The 18,725-nt window shown below is 72.8% G+C and carries 17 protein-coding genes (1 of these 17 only partly in view); 4 read left to right on the top strand and 13 right to left on the bottom strand.

The genetic code is table 11. The features are described 5' to 3' along the window. From ACIQG9_RS19225 to ACIQG9_RS19255, 7 genes are all read right to left on the bottom strand, one after another. Positions 1-1,590, bottom strand: partial view of a beta-ketoacyl synthase N-terminal-like domain-containing protein gene (locus ACIQG9_RS19225; RefSeq protein ID WP_400404089.1) — the 5' portion only. The gene continues 90 nt to the left of window position 1, outside the view; the window shows 1,590 of its 1,680 coding nt (coding positions 1-1,590); its start codon is at positions 1,588-1,590; its stop codon lies beyond the left edge, outside the window. Beyond that, positions 1,587-3,953 (bottom strand): non-ribosomal peptide synthetase, encoded by a 2,367-nt coding sequence (locus tag ACIQG9_RS19230; protein WP_400404091.1) that lies wholly within the window; start codon positions 3,951-3,953, stop codon positions 1,587-1,589. The genes ACIQG9_RS19225 and ACIQG9_RS19230 overlap by 4 nt, the downstream gene beginning before the upstream one ends. Next, entirely contained in the window at positions 3,947-5,308 is a 1,362-nt protein-coding gene (locus ACIQG9_RS19235; RefSeq protein ID WP_400404093.1) for a DUF6002 family protein, read from the bottom strand. Before ACIQG9_RS19235 ends, ACIQG9_RS19230 begins: the two co-directional genes overlap by 7 nt. Continuing rightward, positions 5,299-6,474 carry a potassium transporter TrkA gene (locus tag ACIQG9_RS19240; RefSeq protein WP_400404095.1) on the bottom strand — a complete coding sequence of 392 codons (1,176 nt, stop codon included), beginning with the start codon at positions 6,472-6,474 and terminating at the stop codon, positions 5,299-5,301. The genes ACIQG9_RS19235 and ACIQG9_RS19240 overlap by 10 nt, the downstream gene beginning before the upstream one ends. Beyond that, entirely contained in the window at positions 6,455-9,088 is a 2,634-nt protein-coding gene (locus tag ACIQG9_RS19245; RefSeq protein WP_400404097.1) for an amino acid adenylation domain-containing protein, read from the bottom strand. Before ACIQG9_RS19245 ends, ACIQG9_RS19240 begins: the two co-directional genes overlap by 20 nt. Beyond that, positions 9,085-10,062: a class I SAM-dependent methyltransferase gene (locus ACIQG9_RS19250; RefSeq protein ID WP_400404099.1), complete on the bottom strand. Its 978-nt coding sequence runs from the start codon at positions 10,060-10,062 to the stop codon at positions 9,085-9,087. Before ACIQG9_RS19250 ends, ACIQG9_RS19245 begins: the two co-directional genes overlap by 4 nt. A gap of 194 nt (positions 10,063-10,256) precedes the next feature. Continuing rightward, entirely contained in the window at positions 10,257-11,027 is a 771-nt protein-coding gene (locus ACIQG9_RS19255) for a thioesterase II family protein (RefSeq protein WP_400404101.1), read from the bottom strand. 216 nt (positions 11,028-11,243) lie between these two features. On the opposite strand from ACIQG9_RS19255, the gene ACIQG9_RS19260 reads away from it, so the two are divergent. Further along, positions 11,244-12,188: a hypothetical protein gene (locus ACIQG9_RS19260; protein WP_400404103.1), complete on the top strand. Its 945-nt coding sequence runs from the start codon at positions 11,244-11,246 to the stop codon at positions 12,186-12,188. Between the two features lie 105 nt (positions 12,189-12,293). Here the strand turns inward: ACIQG9_RS19260 and ACIQG9_RS19265 are convergent, their stop codons facing one another. The 3 genes from ACIQG9_RS19265 to ACIQG9_RS19275 form a co-directional block, all read right to left on the bottom strand. Next, a complete protein-coding gene (locus tag ACIQG9_RS19265; RefSeq protein ID WP_400404105.1) occupies positions 12,294-12,674 on the bottom strand; it encodes an MmcQ/YjbR family DNA-binding protein in 381 nt (126 codons plus the stop codon). Positions 12,675-13,069: 395 nt separating this feature from the next. Then, positions 13,070-13,477: a nitroreductase family deazaflavin-dependent oxidoreductase gene (locus ACIQG9_RS19270; RefSeq protein ID WP_400404107.1), complete on the bottom strand. Its 408-nt coding sequence runs from the start codon at positions 13,475-13,477 to the stop codon at positions 13,070-13,072. A gap of 269 nt (positions 13,478-13,746) precedes the next feature. Further along, on the bottom strand, positions 13,747-14,256 hold the full coding sequence (locus ACIQG9_RS19275) for an O-acetyl-ADP-ribose deacetylase (protein ID WP_400404109.1): 510 nt from the start codon (positions 14,254-14,256) through the stop codon (positions 13,747-13,749). Positions 14,257-14,354: 98 nt separating this feature from the next. Here ACIQG9_RS19275 and ACIQG9_RS19280 point away from each other — a divergent pair, with 98 nt between their 5' ends. Then, the gene (locus tag ACIQG9_RS19280) at positions 14,355-14,879 is read left to right on the top strand and encodes a DUF1877 family protein (RefSeq protein ID WP_400404230.1); all 525 of its coding nucleotides are present in this window, start codon (positions 14,355-14,357) and stop codon (positions 14,877-14,879) included. Positions 14,880-15,076: 197 nt separating this feature from the next. On the opposite strand, the gene ACIQG9_RS19285 is transcribed toward ACIQG9_RS19280, so the two are convergent. Further along, a complete protein-coding gene (locus tag ACIQG9_RS19285) occupies positions 15,077-15,307 on the bottom strand; it encodes a hypothetical protein (RefSeq protein ID WP_400404111.1) in 231 nt (76 codons plus the stop codon). Between the two features lie 254 nt (positions 15,308-15,561). Here ACIQG9_RS19285 and ACIQG9_RS19290 point away from each other — a divergent pair, with 254 nt between their 5' ends. After that, entirely contained in the window at positions 15,562-15,843 is a 282-nt protein-coding gene (locus tag ACIQG9_RS19290; RefSeq protein ID WP_400404113.1) for an alpha/beta fold hydrolase, read from the top strand. Positions 15,844-16,044: 201 nt separating this feature from the next. Here ACIQG9_RS19290 and ACIQG9_RS19295 read toward each other — a convergent pair whose 3' ends face one another. Continuing rightward, positions 16,045-17,013 (bottom strand): helix-turn-helix transcriptional regulator, encoded by a 969-nt coding sequence (locus ACIQG9_RS19295; protein ID WP_400404116.1) that lies wholly within the window; start codon positions 17,011-17,013, stop codon positions 16,045-16,047. A gap of 94 nt (positions 17,014-17,107) precedes the next feature. Here ACIQG9_RS19295 and ACIQG9_RS19300 point away from each other — a divergent pair, with 94 nt between their 5' ends. Further along, positions 17,108-17,626, top strand: a complete 519-nt coding sequence (locus tag ACIQG9_RS19300; protein ID WP_400404119.1) for a VOC family protein — start codon at positions 17,108-17,110, stop codon at positions 17,624-17,626. A gap of 218 nt (positions 17,627-17,844) precedes the next feature. Here the strand turns inward: ACIQG9_RS19300 and ACIQG9_RS19305 are convergent, their stop codons facing one another. Further along, positions 17,845-18,711, bottom strand: coding sequence for a DUF3592 domain-containing protein (locus tag ACIQG9_RS19305; RefSeq protein ID WP_400404122.1), 867 nt, complete (start codon positions 18,709-18,711; stop codon positions 17,845-17,847). Positions 18,712-18,725: the final 14 nt, after the last annotated feature.

Below are 18,725 nucleotides of genomic sequence, written 5' to 3' on the forward strand. Positions count from 1 at the left end.
ACCGTCCAGCCAGGAGCGCGTCGCGGCGTCGTCGGCCACCGGCCCACCCTGCGCGAGCGCGGTCAGCCGCCCCGCCGCCTCCGCGGCGTCGGCACACCCGACCGCACCCCGGTACGCCAGCCGCCGCCGTCCCACCGCCAGCGTGTGCGCCACGTCCGCCACGGCGAGGTCACCCACGGCCAGCCGGTCGGCCAGCCGCCGGGCCAGTTCCCGCAGCGCCGCCGGGCTGCCCGCCGACAGCCCCAGCACCACCCGATCGGGGCCTTCCCGTCCACGCTCGCCGCCGGCACCGCCCGGCCCGTCCTGGTCGTTCGCACCGGGCGCCTGCTCCACCAGCACGTGCGCGTTGGTGCCGCCGAGGCCGAACGAGCTGACCCCGGCCCGCCGCTCCCCGGCCCACGGCCGGGTCCGCGCGCCGACCTCCGCCCCGGCCGCAGCCAGGTCGACGTCGCCGTGCGCGCCGGTGAAGTGCGCCGTCCCCGGCACCTGCCCGGTGTGGACGGCGTACACGGCCTTGATCAGGGAGATCACGCCGGCGGCGGCGTCCAGGTTGCCGAGGTTGCCCTTCACCGAGCCGAGCAGCAGCGGGCTGCGGCTGCCCCGGCGTACCCGGGTCAGGGCGTCGACCTCGATCGCGTCGCCCACCGAGGTGCCGGTGCCGTGGCCCTCCAGATAGCCCACCTCGGCCGGGCCCCAGCCCACCGACGCCAGCGCCTCCGCCAGCACCGCCGCCTGCCCCGCCACGCTCGGCACGGTGAAGCTGGGCCGGTCGGCGCCGTCGTTGTTGACGGCCCAGCCCGGCAGGACGGCGTAGACGTGGTCGCCGTCGGCACACGCCTCGGCGAGCCGCTTGAGCACCACCGCACCGGCGCCGTTGCCGAACACCTGCCCGGTCGCCGCCGCGTCGTAGGGACGGCACACCCCGTCCGTGGCCAGCAGGCCGCCCGGCCGCACGCGGTAACCGGCCTGCCGGGTCGAGACCACCGCCGCGCCACCCGCGATCGCCACGTCGCAGCGGTAGTCCAGCAGGCTCTGGGCCGCCTGGCACACCGCGACCAGCGACGTCGAGCAGGCGGTCTGGATCGCCACCGCCGGTCCCGCCAGCCCCAACGCGTACGCGGTGCGGGTCGGCAGGTAGTCGCAGCCCGAGCCGGTCAGCGCGTCGTCCCAGTCCTCGGCCAGGCCACCGAGGCCGGGCCGCACGGCGGGATTGCCCAGCAGGTGATGGTGCAGGTAGCGGTTGGGGCCGCACCCGGCGAACACGCCGACCTGGGCCGGGTCGCGGTCGGGATCGATCCCGGCGTCCTCCAGGGCACGCCAGGCGACCTCAAGGAACAGCCGGTGCTGCGGATCGAGCAGCGCCGCCAGCTCGGCGGGATAGCCGAACAGGTCCGCGTCGAAACCGTCCAGGTCGTCGAGCCGCCCGAACACCGGCACCCAGTCGGGGTCGGTGCGCGCACCCTCGGCGGCGGTCAACCGACGTACCGAGTCCACCCCGGACAGCAGGTTCCGCCACATGGCGGACGCGTCGTCCGCGCCGGGCACCCGGCAGGCCAGGCCCACCACCGCGATCTGGTCGCCCTCGCTCACCGCTCACCCTCCCCGCCGCCACCGCCGCGGGCGGCTCTGCGCCGCGCCATCCGGTGTCCGACCGCCGCCAACCGACCATCCGCCGGTACGCCATCGGCGCCCGCCGCCACCGCCAGGTGCGCCGCCAGCGCCGCCACCGTCGGGAACTCCACCAGCCGGGCCAGCGGCACCCGCCGGTCGAGGCGTTCCTCCAGGTGCCGCTGCACCAGGGCGAGTTGGAGCGAATGCCCGCCCAGGTCGAAGAAGCTCACCTGACGGTCCACCGTGGGCAGTCCCAGCACCGCGCACCAGCCCGCCGCGATGGTCTCCTCGACCGGCCCCGACGGCGGCCCGCCGGCCGCCGCGCCGGTTCGCCCGACCTCGGCATCCGGATCGGGCAGGGCGGCCTGGTCGAGCTTGCCGGTCGGGCCGATCGGCAGCTCCGCCACCGCCACCACGGCCCGGGGCACCATGAAGTCCGGCAGCACCGCCGCCAACTGCTCCCGCAGCCGTCCCGGCTCGATGCCCGCCCCCACGGTCGGCACCGCGTACCCGATGATCTCGTGCTCGCCGGTGCCGGCCGCGCCGCGCCGGGTCACCACGGCCGCCCGGCCCACCCCGGGCAGCCCGGCCAGGTGGGCTTCGATCTCGCCCAGCTCCACCCGGTAGCCGCGGATCTTCACCATCCGGTCGCGGCGACTCAGGTAGACCAGCGTCCCGTCGGGCAGCCGCCGCGCGAGGTCCCCGGTCCGGTACGCCCGCACCCCACCCTGCTCGACGAACCGGTCCGCCGTCAGCTCCGGCAGACCCAGGTACCCCAGCGCGACGTGCGGTGTCCGCACGATCACCTCGCCGGTCAGGCAGGTCGGACGGCCGGCCGGGTCGGCCAGCACCACCTCGATGCCCGGCAGCGGATGTCCGATCGGCACGACGGCCTGCTCCAGCTCCGCGCCGGGCGGCAGGTGGTGCTGCGCGGCGAAGCTGATCTCGGTGGTGCCGTACCCGTTGACGAACACCACACCGGGCGCGAACGACCGCCGGGCCAGCGCGACGTCGTGCCTGGTCACCTCCTCGCCGCCGAGCACGACGGCGCGGATCGACGGCAGCCGCCCGCCGCCCAGACTCGCCACCAGGTACCGGTAGACGGTCGGGGTGGAGTGGTAGATCGTGACGCCCCGGTCGGCGAGGGCGCTGGTCAGGTGGCCGAGGCCGTGTGCGCGAACGTCGACGGGAACAGCGGCGGCGCCGGACAGCAGGGCGCCGAACGTGTCGGTGACCGCCATGTCGTAGCCGAACGAGGTGAGCACACTGGTGCGGTCGTCCGGCCGGATGGCAAAGTTGCGCACGTGGTTGCGGACGCCGAACAGCACGTTGCGGTGGCTCTGCACCACGCCCTTCGGCAGCCCGGTCGACCCCGAGGTGTACAGCACGTACGCCGGGTCGTCCGGCCGCGCGAGCCGCCCCAGCGCCGACAGGTCGGCCGGGGCGGTGCCCGGCTGGAGGTGCACGATCGGCAGCTCCGGCAGCCCGGCCCCGGCGGCCAGCGTGCCGGCGAGCCGCGCGTGCTCGGGGTCCGTGACGATGGCCCGTACCCCGGCGTCGCGCAGCATCCCGGCCAGCCGGACCGCCGGGAACACGGTGTCCAGCGGCACGTACGCGGACCCCGAGGCCAGCACCGCCAGGAGGCCGGTGATCGTGGCGACGCCATGGCGGCACAGCACCCCGACCGGCGCGGGCGGCACCGCGCCGTCGCCCCGATCGGCCAGCGCCACGGCGGTCGCGGCCACCGCGGCACCAAGTTCGCGGTAGGTCACGGTCGCGTCGTCGGCCAGCACCGCCACCCGCTGCGGGTACGCGGCAACGACCGACGCGAACGCCGCCGGGATCGTGTCACCGCGTACGCCGTCGGCCTCGGTGCCGTCGCCACCGTGCAGCCGGGCCAGCCGTGGTGCCGGGCGCCGCTCGTAGCGGGCCGACGCCAACACGTCGGCCGACGACGCGGCCGGGTCCAACGCGGACAGGAACTCGGCCAGGTCGGCGCACAGGTCGGCGGCGTAGTCACCGGGCAGCCCCGACAGGGCACCTTCGCCGAGGTCAGGGCCCCACACGACGGTGGCGTCGGCGGCGGCACCCGGCGGTGCCGGGCGCACCGACCGCCACAGCTCCCGGATCGGGGCGTCGGCGGTCAGGTCCACCGCCACCAGGTCGTCGCCGTGCCGCAGCGTCACGACCTGGGCGCCGGTGTACCGGCGTACCAGCAGGGCGGTCGCGGTGAGCACCACCGCGGCCGGGGCGACCCCGGCGGCGTGGGCCTGCCCGGCAAGCCAGGCAGCCCGCTCGGGTGACAGGCCGAGCGGGCGGTCGGGGTACGCCGGGCTCACCATCGGTGCAGGACGGCGGCCACGACGTCGGCGACCGTGGACACCTCGGCGTCCGCGTCGGCGACGGTGAAGTCGTCGGCGTAGCTCCCGGTGCCGTGCACCACGATGTCGTGCCCGGCCGGCACCAGGCCACGGTCGACGGCGTTGCAGACGCCGGTCAGCGCCATCACGATCGACCACTCCCGCAGCTTCTCCGGGTCGGCGGGCAGCTTGAGCCCGGCGTTGGCCAGCCAGTCCCGGGCCACCGGGTAACGCTGGGCGCACTCGCGCCGCGACACCACGATGCCGTCGCCGCCGTGCCGCTCGATCAACGCGTTCATCGCCGGGGAGGTCACCGGGCGGTGGGTGTAGAAGGTCGGGTCGAGCACCTCGGCCGGATCGTCGGTGACGGCCGGGAAGTGCGCGTCGCTGTCCTGCGTCCAGGTGCCCCCGCCCTGATCCCGCGTGTAGGCCGGGCAGTTGTCCCGCTCGAACGAACCGTGCCGCAGGCTGAGCACCATGTCGGGCGTACCGAGGTGCTGCACGAGCAGGAAGCCGGGGCGGTCGGCGGCGCTGGCCCTGCCCGCCGCTTCGAGCACGTCGCGGCCCAGGTTGTAGCCGAGCAGGCCGAAAGCGCTGGAGACGGCGTGTGCGTGCCAGCGCGGGCGGGCGGCGCCGGCCGGGGCCACATCAGCCTCGAAGGCCGCCCGGGCGGCGTCCGCGACCAGGTAGTTCTTCAGGTCCAGGGTGTACCACAGCGTGACGCCGTGCGTGTCGTGCAGCGGGGCGGCGTACTCGTCGACGAACGCGCGGCCGAGCGCCTTCACCCCCTCCGCGTCGCCGCCGGTGTAGCGCAGCAGCGGGTTGGCCCGCCGCCACCGCGGGTCGGCGGCCAGCGGGTCGTGGCGGAACTTGTGCCGGGTCGACTGCGGTGCCAGCACCACAATGGACAACTGCTCCGGTGTCGCCAGCCCGGCCGCGTAGGCACGGGCCACCGCGTCGCGCAGGGCGACACCCTTGTTGCCGGAGGTCGGCGTGAACAGGCACAGCCGGGTCCCGGTGCGCCGGACGTACTCCACCGCGCGGGCGACGATCACCATCGACGCGAACGTCTTGGTGGTCTGGGTGCCCGGGTTCGCGGTCAGGTCGAGTAGCTGGAGGTGGTGCCCGCCGTATTCGCCCAACGGGGACCAGCTCGCGGTGGCGGCGGCGTAGTACTCGCGCACCGCCGGGGTCAGCTCGGGCAGGTCGAAGCCGGGCGCGAAACCGGGCGTCCCGGCCGGGCCGCCGGGGACGGCACCGCACCGGTCCACCGCCGACGCGATGACGTCGTAGTAGTCGGTGATCAGGTTGCGGGTGGTCGGGGCGGTCACGGACATCGGGATTCCTCCAACACACGAGGGGCCTGCGCCGGCGCCGGTGACACCGTTCGCAGCTGGTCGCGCAGGGCGATGAACCGGGCGAAGACCGCAGGCAGTTCGGCCACCCGCCAGCCGTCGGCCAACTCCGGCAGGTACGCCGACAGCGCCGCCCGGGCCCGCTCCGGATAGCGCACGTCGCCGTCGCCGACCTCGACGCCGTCCCGGTGCCCGGCGGCGGTGTTCCAGGCGACCGCCTGCGCCGCGCTGACCCCGGGCGGCAACCGCAGCTCGGCCCGGCCGTCGCTGAGCCGGACCGGATAGCCGCCCGGCAGCCCCAGCGGCCCGGGCAGGCTCGCCACGACCTCACCCGCGTCGGCGACGAGCCCCGCCACCAGCCCGGCGGCGGCATGCCCGGCCAGCGCGTTCAGCTCCGGCCGGGGCAGCGCACGGTAGCCGGCCAGCAGCCCGGTGACGTCCGGGACGGGCCGCCCGTCCAGCCAGGCACGCACCTCGGCGGTGTCGTCCCCGGTGCTGTCCGGGCCGGGCGCGGCGAGGTGGGCGTGGTGGCCGAGCACGGCCAGCCGCGTCGGCCCGGGCCGGCCCAGCGCGGCGTCCAGACACCCGGCCAGGGTGGCCACGTTGCCGATGCCGCACAGCACGGGCAGCTTCAGCGCCGCCAGCAGCGGGTTGACCGCGTCCGGGAAGCAGCCGTTGACCAGCAACGCGTCCGGCGCGCCGCCGGCCAGCGCGGCGGCCAGCCGGGACACCAGCTCGGCCTGCAACGCCAGCGTCACCCCGAAGCCGGCCGTGGCGACCAGCTCCGTCCAGGCCGACGGCGCGTGCACCCGCTCGTACGGCGACTGGGCCGACGCGGCGCAGACCAGCACGTCGGGGCGGAGCCGGGCCATCGACCCGGCGTCGGCGGCGTACCAGTCGCCGGGGTCGGTGGACGGTTCGGCGGTGAACGGCCGGGCGGTGAAGCTGACCCCGGTCCCGGCCACCGTGGCGCGCACCTGCGCGCCCCGGGCCGCCCCGGCCGCGGCGGTGAGGTCGCGGGCCAGCACGGTGACGCGTACCCGCTGGGGGGTGTGCGTCGAGGCCAGGGAATCGCACAGCGAACGGGCGAGCTGGCCGCTGCCCACCACGACGACGTGCCGCGACGCGTTACCGGGGAGGGCTGACATCGCGTCTCACGGCCGTGACCCGGGCCAGCCAGTCGGCGAACGACCCGGCGCGCAGGCAGCTCGCCGGGGACACCTCCAGGTCGGCCATCTCGCGCACCCGGTGCGCCACCCGCAGCGCGGTCAGCGAGTGCCCGCCGAGGGCGAGGAAGTTGTCGTCGTCCTGGACGGCATCGACGCCGAGCGTGACCCGCCACGCCTCGCGCAGCCGGTCGGCGAGGGCGCCACCCCGCTCCGGGGCCGCTTCCGCGGGCCGCCGGGGTGGCGGCGGCAGCTCCAGCCGGGCCACCTTGCCGTTGGGCAGGCGGGGCAGGCGGTCGACGAGGACGAGTTGGTCCGGGTGCATCGCGGGCGGCAGCACCGACGTCAGGTATCCGTGGAGCAGCCCGGTCGTCAGTAGCTGGTCGGCGGGCTCGTCCCAGGGCGAGGCCGCCGGCGGCTGGTCCTGCGGTCGCCGCGCGTAGAGGTAGCTGACATCGGCGTCCGCGCCGACGTTCCAGTCACCGATCTCGTGCACCTCGAACCCGGCCGCCGACAGCAGCTCGCGCACCTGCGGCGCGGTCACGCTGCTGCGCTCGACCTCCAGGCACACCTGGCCGATGCGGGGCCAGTGCTCCGGGCGCAGGCCGCGCAGCACACTCAGCTCGGCGCCCTCGGTGTTGACCTTCAGCAGGTCGACCCGGTCCAGCCCGAACCGGTCCAGCAGCTCGGACAGGGTCACCGTCGGCACCAGGTGCGCCACCGGGGTCAGGCGTCGGTGCGCGTCGGCGAGCAGTGCGGCCTGCTCGGCCTCGTCGGCGTCGCCGCCACCCTGCCGGTAGTGCGACCGGACCAGGTCCGACGCCGCTTCGGCCCGGTCGGCGCCCAGGCCGGACAGGTAGCTCAGCTCGGGAAACGAGATCAGCTCGGCGGTGCCCGCCGCATCGGTCACCGCGGCCTCCACGATGGCCGCGGACCCGGCGTAGAGGCTGAGGTTGGCCCGGAGGTACGGCAGCGTGTCCGGGTTCGGCTCGACCGCGATCAGCCGCACGTCGCGCGCCTGCCGGGTCGCCCACAGCGAGAACAGGCCGATGTTGGCGCCCACGTCGACCACGACCGCGCCGTCGCCGAGACGGACGCCGAACCGCGAGTACTCCGCCTGGTCGAAGATCTGCCGGTAGAGGAAGACCGCCTCGTCCGGCGACGCCGCCGTCACCGCCATGCCGTTGGGCAGCCGGAACCGGGGCAGGCCGCCGATCGCCGGGGCCCGCCGGGGCTGCGGCACCACGTACCCGACCAGGCGCGGCCCGGAATTCTCGTCCGGCACGGCCACGACCACCGCGTCGTGCACGGCGGGGTGCCTGCGCAGCACCGCGGCGACCTCGCCCGGCTCCACCCGGATGCCCCGGATCTTGACCTGGTCGTCCACCCGGCCCCGGAACTCCAGGAAGCCCTCCGGCGCGACCCGCACCAGGTCACCGGTGCGGTAGAGCCGGGCACCCGGCCGCGCCGGATCGGGCCGGAAACGTTCCGCGGTCCGCTCGTCGTCGCGCAGGTAGCCCAGGCCGACGGCGACCCCGCCGATCCACAGCTCACCGGTCTCGCCGTCGGCGACCGGCCGGAACTCCTCGTCCAGCACCCGCGCCGACACCCCGTCGATGATCCGGCCCACCGGGGCGATGCCGCCCGCGTACGGCTCCGCGCAGTCCCAGTAGGACACGTTGATCGAGGTCTCGCTCGGGCCGTACCCGTTGAACAGCCCGCACGGCAGCGCCGCACGAAACCGCCGGACCAGCGACATGTCCAGCGCCTCACCACCGCACAGCACCCGCCGCAACGTGCCGCAGCCGGCGAGTTCCGGCTCGTCGAGCACGTGCCGCAGCATGGTCGGCACGAAGTGCGCGGTGGTGACGGCTTCCCGCTGGATCAGCCGGACCAGGCCGAGACTGTCGAACTGCAGGCCCGGCCCCGCGATGACCACGGTGCCACCCGCGATGAGCGGGGAGAATATCTCGTGCACCGACGCGTCGAACCCGATCGACGCCTTGTGCAGCACCCGGTCGTCGGCGGCGAATCCGAACCGGTCGTGGCCCCAGGCCAGCCGGTTGACCAGCCCGGCGTGGTGCAGCACGACCCCCTTCGGCTGGCCGGTGGAACCCGAGGTGAACAACACCAGCGCGGCCTGCTCCGCCGGCGGCAGCCAGCCCGCGCGATCCCGCAGCCCGGCCCCCGGCACCACCGTGGCGGTACGCACATCGCGCCAGCCCGTGCCCGCCGGCGCGGCGACGGTGGCGGGCCGGTCCGCGTACAGGACGAGCCGGGGTGCGGCCATGGCGAGCAACTGCTCGGCCCGGCCGGACGGCAGCTCGGGATCGACCGGCACCGCGACCGCACCCACGGCGAGGGTCGCCAGCAGCGACGTCACGTAGTCGGCGGACCGGTGCAGGTGGAGGCCGACCAGGTCACCCGGCCTGATCCCGGCCCGGCGCAGCAGTTCGGCGGTCGCGTCGATCCGCTCCCACAGCTTCGCGTAGCTCAGCTCACCGTCGGGGGCGACGATCGCGGGCCGGTCGGCGTCGACGCCCGACGGCCGGTGTACCAGATCGAGCAGGTAGCGCGGGCTGGACATCACCGTCATGCCGTCCTGGTCGCGACCGCGACGATCGCCATCCGGGGCACCTCGGCGACGAACTGCCCGTCCGCCCGGTAGACCACCGGCCGCACCGGGATGCCGTCGCGGCCACCGAGCGCGGCCAGGTAGCCGGTGTGGTCGAAGTGGTGCGTCAGCAACCGCCACACCTCGTCATCGCTCAGCGTCGCGAAGAACTCCCGTACCCCGTACATGTCGCCGACGTAGTCACGGACCCGGGCGGACGCGGACTGCGCGGTGTCGGCGCGCACGATCAGCGGGTCGTAGAGGTCGACGATGCGTACCGGCAGATCGGCCTGGGCGAACAGGTCGACCAGTTCCGCCCGGCTGAAATGCCGGTAGTCGTGGCCACCGGAGGCGTGCGCATGCACCACCGCACCGAAGAATCCGGCCATCGGGCTCGACTCGTCGAAGTCGTGCAGCACGATCCGGCCACCGGGGCGGACCACCCGGGCCGCCTCCGCCACCGCCAGCGGGCGCTGGTGGGCCGGGATGTGGTGGGTTCCGTAGGCGAGCAGCACCGCGTCCAGGCTGGCGTCGCGCAGAAACAGGAAGTGCGCGGCCTGGCGTACGGCGGGCAGGCCGTGTGCGAGCGCCCTGTCGACCATGTGGCCGGACAGGTCGCCGGTGATGAACGCCAGCTTGGACTCGAAGCAGGCGGACTGGCTGCTCGCCGCGCGGGCCACCGTGCCGTCGCCGCCGAGCACGTCCAGGATGCGGGTGACCGGCTCGGATCCGGCCGGAGTGGCCAGCTCCAGCAGTTGCCGCATTCCGGTCCAGCGCACCAGGGTGTCGCGTTGGGCCCGGCGGTAGGAGTCGCCCCGGCCGGTGGAGTCGGTGTCGAACTCGTTCACCGTGGCGGCCAGCTCCGCCAGCGCCGCAGCCGCACCCGGGCGCTCGAAGTCAAGCACCTCGCGCAGCTCGGGGTGGACGGTCGCCACCGTATGCAGGTACTCGCGCAAGACCAAGGACGGCAAGTACGACGGGCTCATGAGCACCTCGACGCACGCAACGGTGTGCCGCCTCGTCAGCGACGTCCCTTCGACGAACGGATGGCGAACTGTAGCACCGCGTCTCGGCGGCCCGCCAGGTCGAACACCCGACACCAGGGAAGCCCTGGTGGGGGCGGGAGTCCTTACCCGTCCACCGTCGACGATCAGGCCACAGCGGTGTGGTTGGCGACGATGCGGCGCATCAGGTCCAGGATCTCCGGCTGGTGGTCGGTCAGGAAGAAGTGTCCACCGGCGAACACCTGTCGCCGCGGCGGGGCCACGCATTCCAGCGCCCACCCGGCCGCCCGGTCCAGGTCCACGTGCTCGTCCCCGTCGCCGAGCAGCACGTGCACCGGCAGCTCCAGCGGCGGCTCGGCACGGTAGGCGTACCGCTCGGACAGGGCGAAGTCGGCCCGGATACCCGGCAGGATCAGCTCCATCATCTCCCGGTCCGCCAGCAAGCCCGCCGGGGTGGCCCCGAAGTCGCGCAACGCCTCGATCAGGCTGGTGTCGTCGAGTTCGTGACAGCGCCGCGTGATCAGCCGGGTCTGCGGCCCCTCCGCCCCACTGACCAGCAGCGCCAGCGGATCGGGCGCGCCCCGGCGGCGCAACTCCCGGGTCACCTCGAACGCCACCAGCGCGCCCAGGCTGTGCCCGAACAGCAGGAACGGCCCCGACGCCCGCTCGACGACCGCCGTCGCCAGCTCACCCACCAGCTCCGTGACGTCGTCGACGGGCGGCTCGTGCAGCCGGATCCCCCGGGCCGGCATCAGCGCGACCTGCAACGACAGCTCCGGCCCCGCCATCGCCTGCCACTCCATGAACGACGCGGCGATGCCACCGGCATGCGGGAAGACGAAGACCTGCGCATCGCCGGTGGACTGCGCCACCGACCCGAACCAGCGGCTCGCGCCGCCCGCACTCACCAGGGGCATGACCGCGAGCATAGGTCAACCCGGAAGCGACCCCGCCCGGCCCGGATGCGCCGCACCGCGTCGGCGTCTGCCCGCGCACGCCTGCCATGCCGGGCGTCCAGGAGGGTCCATCGTGACACCGGGATTAGCCGCCGATGAACACTAGATCGAAGGCTATCGCCGTCCATGGTCACGTGCGTACCCTGCGGTCACCGCCACCTCGACAGGAGACGACGCGTGACCGTTCGACGACCGCTCATCGTATCGGCGCTGTGCGCCCTGCTGCTCGCCAGCACGCTGCCGTTCATCGGCACACCGGCGCAGGCCGCGCCGACCGACGCGGATCTGGCCTACCGGTGGGCCCCGGTGCACTACCAGGACACCGCCACGTCGAACTACATCGGCGACTATCTCGCGCCGGTCGACTACGACGGCGACTGGAACACCCGCAACAACTGGGAGAACCTCGGGGCCTACCAGCGTGGTCTGGTCGGCACCGTCTACTACTCGGTCGTCGAATCCCCGACGCACTGGTTCATCAGCTACGGCTACTTCCACGCCCAGGACTGGAAGACGTTCTTCCCCCACGAGAACGACATGGAGGGCCTGCTGCTCACCGTCCGTAAGGACGGCACCGAGTACGGTGCCGCCGAGGCGATGGTGACCCTCGCCCACGACAACTTCTACTCCTACGTTCCCGCCGGCGGCGCGTACCGCGACGGTCGGGAGAACATCGACGGCACCCTGCTGATGCAGGTCCACGACGGCGCGGCACACCCGACCAGCTTCCAGGAGACGAAGGGGCACGGCTGCTACAACTGGAACGGCAGTTCGTTCCCTGGCGGCGACGGGATCGTCTACTACCCGAGCCGCTCCGGAGGCAAGGTACCGACCGGCGGAAACGACCGCGCCGCGTCGTACCAGCTCGTCGACGTCTTCGCGGCCGGCGGGCTCTGGGCGCGGCGCTCCGACCCGCAGACGTTCGGCGGATGGGGGTCCTTCGCCGGCGACACCGGGACGACGAACGCCGCCCGCGCCCCCTGGTACTGGGATGACCGCACCGACGGCAGCGACCTCCAGGCCGGCGCCATCAACACCAATCCGGCCTACCTGATCTCGGTCTACTTCAGCAACATCGGCGCGTTCAGCCTCGACTACCTGCGTAACCCGTACCGGGCCTGAATCCGCGGTCACCACCACCCCAGCCGGACGGCGAGACCGTAGGCGTCACCCTCCTCCTGACGGTGCCGCCGTCACTCAGCAGGGAGGGCAGGACCGGCCCTGCGCTCAGCGGACCCGCCCGGCCGCACCGGGGTCGTCGGCGAGCGATGCCGGGCAGCGCATCCGCCAGGCGTCGGTGACGAGTTCGTCAAGACGATCGACGTCCACCTGCGCGAGCCGCACCATGACCAGGGGCAGTCCGTCGTACCCGGGCGTGGTGAAGAAGACCTCGGGCTCACCGAGGAGCAGCGCCTGCTTCTCGGCCTCGTCGCCGACGTAGAGCACCGCGATGTCGGTGCGGATGACGCCGGGCTTGCCAGGCCGGCGCTCGGGGTAGGACCAGACGAATCCCTTGTCGGCCACCCGGAAGTCGAACCCGTCGCTGTCGATCTCCACCACGTGTGGCAACGCCAGGGCCAGACGACGGACGTCGTCGGCGTCAGCCACCGGAACCCCTCAGCGTCGTTGCCTGCTGCATGCGGACAGGCTAGCGGCCGGGTCCGACATCACACCTGCCGGCCGCGTACGTGACGGCCGGCCGAGACGCGCTCGCCGGGCAGGCTCCGCTCGCCCTCCGCCGCCTCGGTCGGACTCGTAGCCCTCGCTGCCGTTGCCTGTTGGCAGACGCTGGGCGGCCGAGCGCGGCAGAGCCTCTGGCAGGCAAATCGCGACCGAGACCATCGCGCACCGGCATGACTGTGCGCCACCCGCTGGTCAAAACCCGGCGCTCCGCGTAACCGCTCGATGACCTGCCGCTGTGCTCCGGTCTGCGGCAGGTGCGGATATGCCCCGGACCAGCGGCACGGCCCGCACCGGTGGGCACTGGGGTTGAACCGTCTTCCCTACGGCGCGGGCTCCAGTACGACGACTGGGATCTGGCGGGTGGTCTTTCGCTCGTAGTCGGCGAAGCCTGGATACGCGGCCTTCTGCGCGCTCCAGATCCGCTCCCGCTCGTCCCCGACGGCGACTCTGGCGACCAACTCGACCGTGTCCGTACCGACCTCCGCCTGGACCTGCGGATGGGCGAGCAGGTTGTGGTACCAGTCGGGATTGGTGGGCGCACCGGCCTTGGACGCGAACACGGCGTAGCCGCCGTCCACCTTCTGGAACATCATCGGGTTCACCCGAGGCTGGCCGCTCTTGGCGCCGACGGTGTGCAACAGCAGCAGTGGGGCGCCCGCGAACTGGCCGCCCACCTGTCCACCGTTGGCGCGGAACTCAACAATGATCTTTTCGTTCCAGTCGCTCATGACCACTCCTCGCCCGCCCCAACGGTTCCTCGAAGCCTATCCTGACAGTTCCGGCCTCGGCATGACACTACGACGCGACCAGGTACCAACGAGCCCGGCGGTGACAATGCGTAGCGCTCGGTTCTCCGCCTGGGAGTGAGCCGCCGCGACGCGGGGAGTGGCCGTCAAACATCACGACACCGGCAAGCACCAGTGGCATGTCATTGCCCAATCTCCCACGTTCGGACAAAGCAGCGCCGAACGCGCGGCCACCGGCAGATCCGGACGGTTCAGCCGGTGGCTGTCACTGCGGCTTGCAGGTGCTTCCGGGTCTCTTCGTCGAATACGACGAGTCGTACCCGTTGCACGTTCGTCGGGGTGGACCTGATCGTTGCTACGGCGATCCGGGCGGCCTGGTCGGGTGGGAAGCCGTACACGCCGGTGGCGATGGCGGGGAAGGCGACGGTCCGGGCGTCGAGTGCGTCGGCGATCTGCAGGCTCCTGCGGTAGCAGGAGGCCAGGACGTCGGCTTCACCGTGGCCGCCGCCTTCCCAGACCGGGCCGACGGTGTGGATGATGTGCCGCACTGGTGGGTCGAGGTCGAACGCCGGGGTCGGCATCGCGTCGCCCGGCTCGCAGGGGCCGATCGCACCGCCGGCCTGGGCCAGGCGAGGTCCGGCAGCGCGGTGGACCGCGCCGTCGACACCGCCGCCACCCAGAAGAGACTCATTCGCGGCGGTGACGATGGCGTCCACGTTCTCCCGGGTGATGTCACCCATGACGACCTCGATCACTGCCACAGCAGAATCCTGGCACATCAGGCAAAGGCTTGTCGGGCCACCGTCTGCCACCGGCAGGGGGAACTGTCGTAGTCGGCATTTAGGCTCACGCGGTGAGCATGAACGGCAACTGGCTGCGCGTCTCCCCGGACGAACTGGAGCAGGCCAGGACCGACCTCGGCTGGGCCTACGAACTCGCCATGACGGAACGGGACGACACCTCCGAACGCTGGACCGCCACCGACAAGGCATGGAACGGACTCGATTTCCTGCTCGACCGGCTCGGCTTCGAGATTCCGCTGGTCCTGGGCGCGGAGGTTTTCGTGGAGTTGCCAGACGTCGAACCCGACAGCGAGGAGATGTGTGATTTCCTGGAGAACCTCGAAGATGACTGGGGCTACGGGCCGCCCTCCTATCTGACACCGGTGCAGGTAGCGGCTGCTGCCTCGCGACTGGCCGCGCTCACCGAAGACGACCTCATCGGCGACGTCGACCCGCAGGAGTTGAACCGGGCCGAGGTCTACCCCGGAACCTGGGAAAGACCCGGCGAGCTTGCATGGGTGGCCCACTATCTGCCGGACGTCCGGAGCTTCTTCGCGGCAGCCGCGACGGATGGCGACGCGGTGATCTGCTGGCTTGACTGAGCGACGGCTCAGCCGCCGGAGCACCCGGGTGGATTGGGCGGCGTTCACGTCCAGCTACGTCGGAGGGGCATCGTGTGCCGGCTCCGCCGGGTGATCGAAGGCCACCCTAGAACCCCACGGACGGTGATTCTCGGACGTCACTGGCTTGCTCCGGAAGGAATGCGCTGCGGCCGAATGAGCGCCGCAGCAGCGCCGCTTCATGGTTGACCTGCTGCGGCGCCGGGGGTCCGGCCGGCGGCGGTCCTGGTGAGGCGGCGGGCCAAGTGATCGAAGGCGTCGACGAGTTCGGCGGGGCCGACGACGTCGATCTCGGTGTCGAACCGGGCGATGGCGGCGGCGAGGCTGGGCCAGGACCAGGAGCCGAGAGTGAGCCGGCAGCGGTCCGGGCCGACTGCCTCGACGATTCCGTCGCGCGGGTAGAGGGCCACGGTGGCGGCCGGCAGGTCGAGGATCGCGGTGCCCTGGCAGGGCCAGCCGGTGGCGCCGTCGTCAGCGCCGCGGAACCTGCCGTCAGGGTGATGCCGTTCTCGCGGCGGGTGGAGGGCACCGGCGCGATGCCGGCTCTGGCCTGGCTGGGCACGTCGCCGAGACCGCCCCGCACCTGCTCACCCACCTCATCCTGGAAGACGTCACGGCACCCCGTCCAGGCGCGCTGAAGCGTCCTCCGCTGACCCCACCGGAGGTGCCCACGCCGTTCGACTTCGCCGCCGTTAACGCCATCCGCGCGCAGATCAGCGACCCGGACCCGGCGTGGTGGGACCGCATCGGGACGGTCGGCGTGCCGACTCTGATCATCGGTGGTGCGAACAGCACCATCCCGCAGCATCTGCTCACCGAGACTGTCGAGCGGATGCCTGACGCCCGCCTGGTCACCCTCGACGCCGGCCACTACGTTCACCGCGATCGGCCGACGGAGTTCCTCGCCGCGGTTGAGACCTTCCTGGCCGCGCACGTCAAGAATTGACGGGCACCGGTTGGCATACGCTCACATGGCCGGTGTCGAGCAGCGGCCCACCGGTCGAGTCACGATGCGTGACCCGTGGACCGCGACATGTGCGGGCATCCCTGCTTCCGAGCCGCACGTACCACGCTTGACGGCCGGCCTGTCGACGCGTGGCGCCGGTACCGCGCGTCACTGAACCCGGCCCCGCCCAGTTCGTGATGATCACGTCTCGGACCGGCCTGGTCCCGCTGTGGCGGCCTGGAACAGCGTCGCTGTCGACCTGAGGTGGGCGGCCAGCTCCGCCGGGCCGCTGACCTCGAACGGCAGCCCGATCGACGCCAGCCGGAGCGCATGCCATTCGCCGGTGTCCGGCGGCGCGAGCCACCGGCAGGTCCCGTCCGGCTGGTCGGTCAGGGTACCCGGCGGCGGCCCGCCAAGGCGGTCCACCACGTGGGCGGCCGGTGCGTGGATCACCACGTCGGCCGGGTACGTCGGAGCCATCTGCATCGCCCGGCTGGCGAGGAAGGCGGCGATGTCCCCGCCGGGTACCTGCCTCGGGGCAGCCCGGGCGCCGGTCGCGGCGAGCTGGGTGACCCGATCCAGTCGGAAGGTCCGCCAGTCGTCGCGGTCGAGGTCGAAGGCGAGTAGGTACCAGCGCCGCCCGGCCGTCACCAGGGCGCGCGGCTCGACGTGCCGGCCCTCGCCGCGGTACCGGAACCGCAGCCGCTCGTGGTCGGCGATCGTCGCGGCGGTGACGATCAGCGCGTCGGGATCCACCGGCTCCGCAGCCAGGAAGAAGGGGTGGGCCACCGTGGCGGCGGCCAGGGCGTCGACCCTGCGACGCAGCCGGGCCGGCAGAACCTGGAGCAGCTTGCGCAGCGCCCGCACCGCCGCCTCGTCCACCCCCGCCACCGCCTGCGCCGCCGCCGTGCGCAGCCCGATGGCCACAGCGACAGCCTCGTCGTCTCCGAGCAGCAGCGGCGGCATCGCCGCGCCGGCCGTCAGCCGGTAGCCGCCCAGCCCGCCCTGGTCGGCGTGCACCGGGTAACCCAGCTCGCGCAGCCGGTCGATGTCGCGCCGCACCGTCCGGCCGGACACCCCGAGCCGCTGCGCCAGCTCGCTGCCCGGCCACAGCCGAGGGGTCTGCAACAGCGACAGCAGGGACAGCAACCGGGCACGCGCGTCGGACACAGCGGTCATTGTGCCGCTCGACTAGGACGAAAAATGACCTATACGACACCTACCGTGGGAGCGCACGTCTGCTATGACACGAGGGAGATTCACCATGAGCAGCACCCCACCGGCCGGTTACACGACCGTCGCGCCGTGGATCGTCACGCCGGACACCGGGCAGTTGCTGGACTTCATCACCGCAGTGTTCGACGGCGTCGAGCTGGGCCGGGTACGGCTGGAGGACGGAATCATCGGGCACGCCGAGATCCGCGTCGGCGACACCGTCCTACTCGCCTTCGACCGGCTACCGGACTGGCCGGCCATGCCCTCGCTACTGCGGGTCTTCGTCGCCGACGCCGACGCGGCGATCGAACGCGCGGTCGCCGCCGGAGCCCGCATGGTCACCGCACCGGCCACCCAGGCATTCGGTCAGCGGGGCGGCCGGGTACGTGACCCGTTCGGCAACATCTGGTGGATCAGCACCGTGGTCGAGGACGTCGCACCCGAGGTAGGAATGCGGCGGCTCGCCGAACCGCGGTACGCCGAGGCGATGCGCGACGCGCAGGAGACCCTGGACCGGGAACTGAGCGGCCGCACCGACAGCGTCGTCAGCCCTCCGCTGATCGGCTGAGCCCGTACCCGTCCACGACGCCGCATACGGCGACGCCGAGAAGAAGCACGCCACTGCGGAGACGGCAGCATCGGCTCGACGTTCTCCCCCTCGGCGTCGGTCAGGATGGGATGGGCACCGCCGCACTCGATCGGTGCCCATCCCATCGAACGAGCCGGGCCCATCGATCGGGCCCACCGCGCGACCCACCCGATCGGCCCACATCCAGAACGCGCTCCTCAGAGCACCATCACCACTCCCGCCACGGCCGTCGCCACGAGCACGACGGTCACCAGGGCGTTGACCATCGTGTCCCGCTCCCTCAAGCGGCGTTCGGCCGCGCGGTCCAGCGTGAACTCGGCGGGGTCGGCGGCGGTGTAGTGGACCGTGACGTCACGGCCGTACGCGCCGGCGGGATCCGGCAGGTTCGCGGTGCAGTGGGCCGTGACGGCCGTGCCCTCGTGGGTGGTGAACGACACGACCGGGGTGATGGTGGTCGAGGTGTAGCCGTCGTCCTGGTCGACGCGGACGTCCCTCAGGACCGCGACGACCTGTCCCTGCACGGTGTCCATCGCGGCCAGTCTCTCGATGCGACGGTTCTTGGCGCGTATCTCCCCGGGCAGATGAACGGCGGCGATGATCGCCCACGGCCCGCCGAGGCCGATCAGCGCCCACGGCCACCCCCAGTGGACCGCGGCCAGGACTACCAGCCCGACGTAGACCAGGAAGAGCGCGAAACCTGGCCAGCCCAGCCCCCGACTGGGCTGCTGCGGAGTATTGGAGAACCGGTAGGCGTGCGGTCTGCCTCGCGGGTGGTTGACGCCGATCTCCCGGCCCTCCCACGCGCAGGTGATCATCTCGCCCCGTTCACCGTCGTTCGTGACGGTGACCTCCTGACCCGAGGCCGGGTCGCGGTAGGAGACAACGACCGATATCCCGCCAGTGCGGGACCCGCCGTGCCGGGGCTCCCGCACCCGCTCGATCCGCCCGGTGAGCCGGACGGTCCGCTGCGCCTTGGTCACTCCGGCCAGCGACATGCCGTACCCGACCAGTGCCGCCACACCCCACACCGCACACCGCAGCAGCAGAAACTCGTCCCATCCCATGTGCTCTCCTCCTG

Origin of the sequence: Micromonospora sp. NPDC092111, from assembly GCF_044755745.1 — a bacterium.
Classification (GTDB): domain Bacteria; phylum Actinomycetota; class Actinomycetes; order Mycobacteriales; family Micromonosporaceae; genus Micromonospora.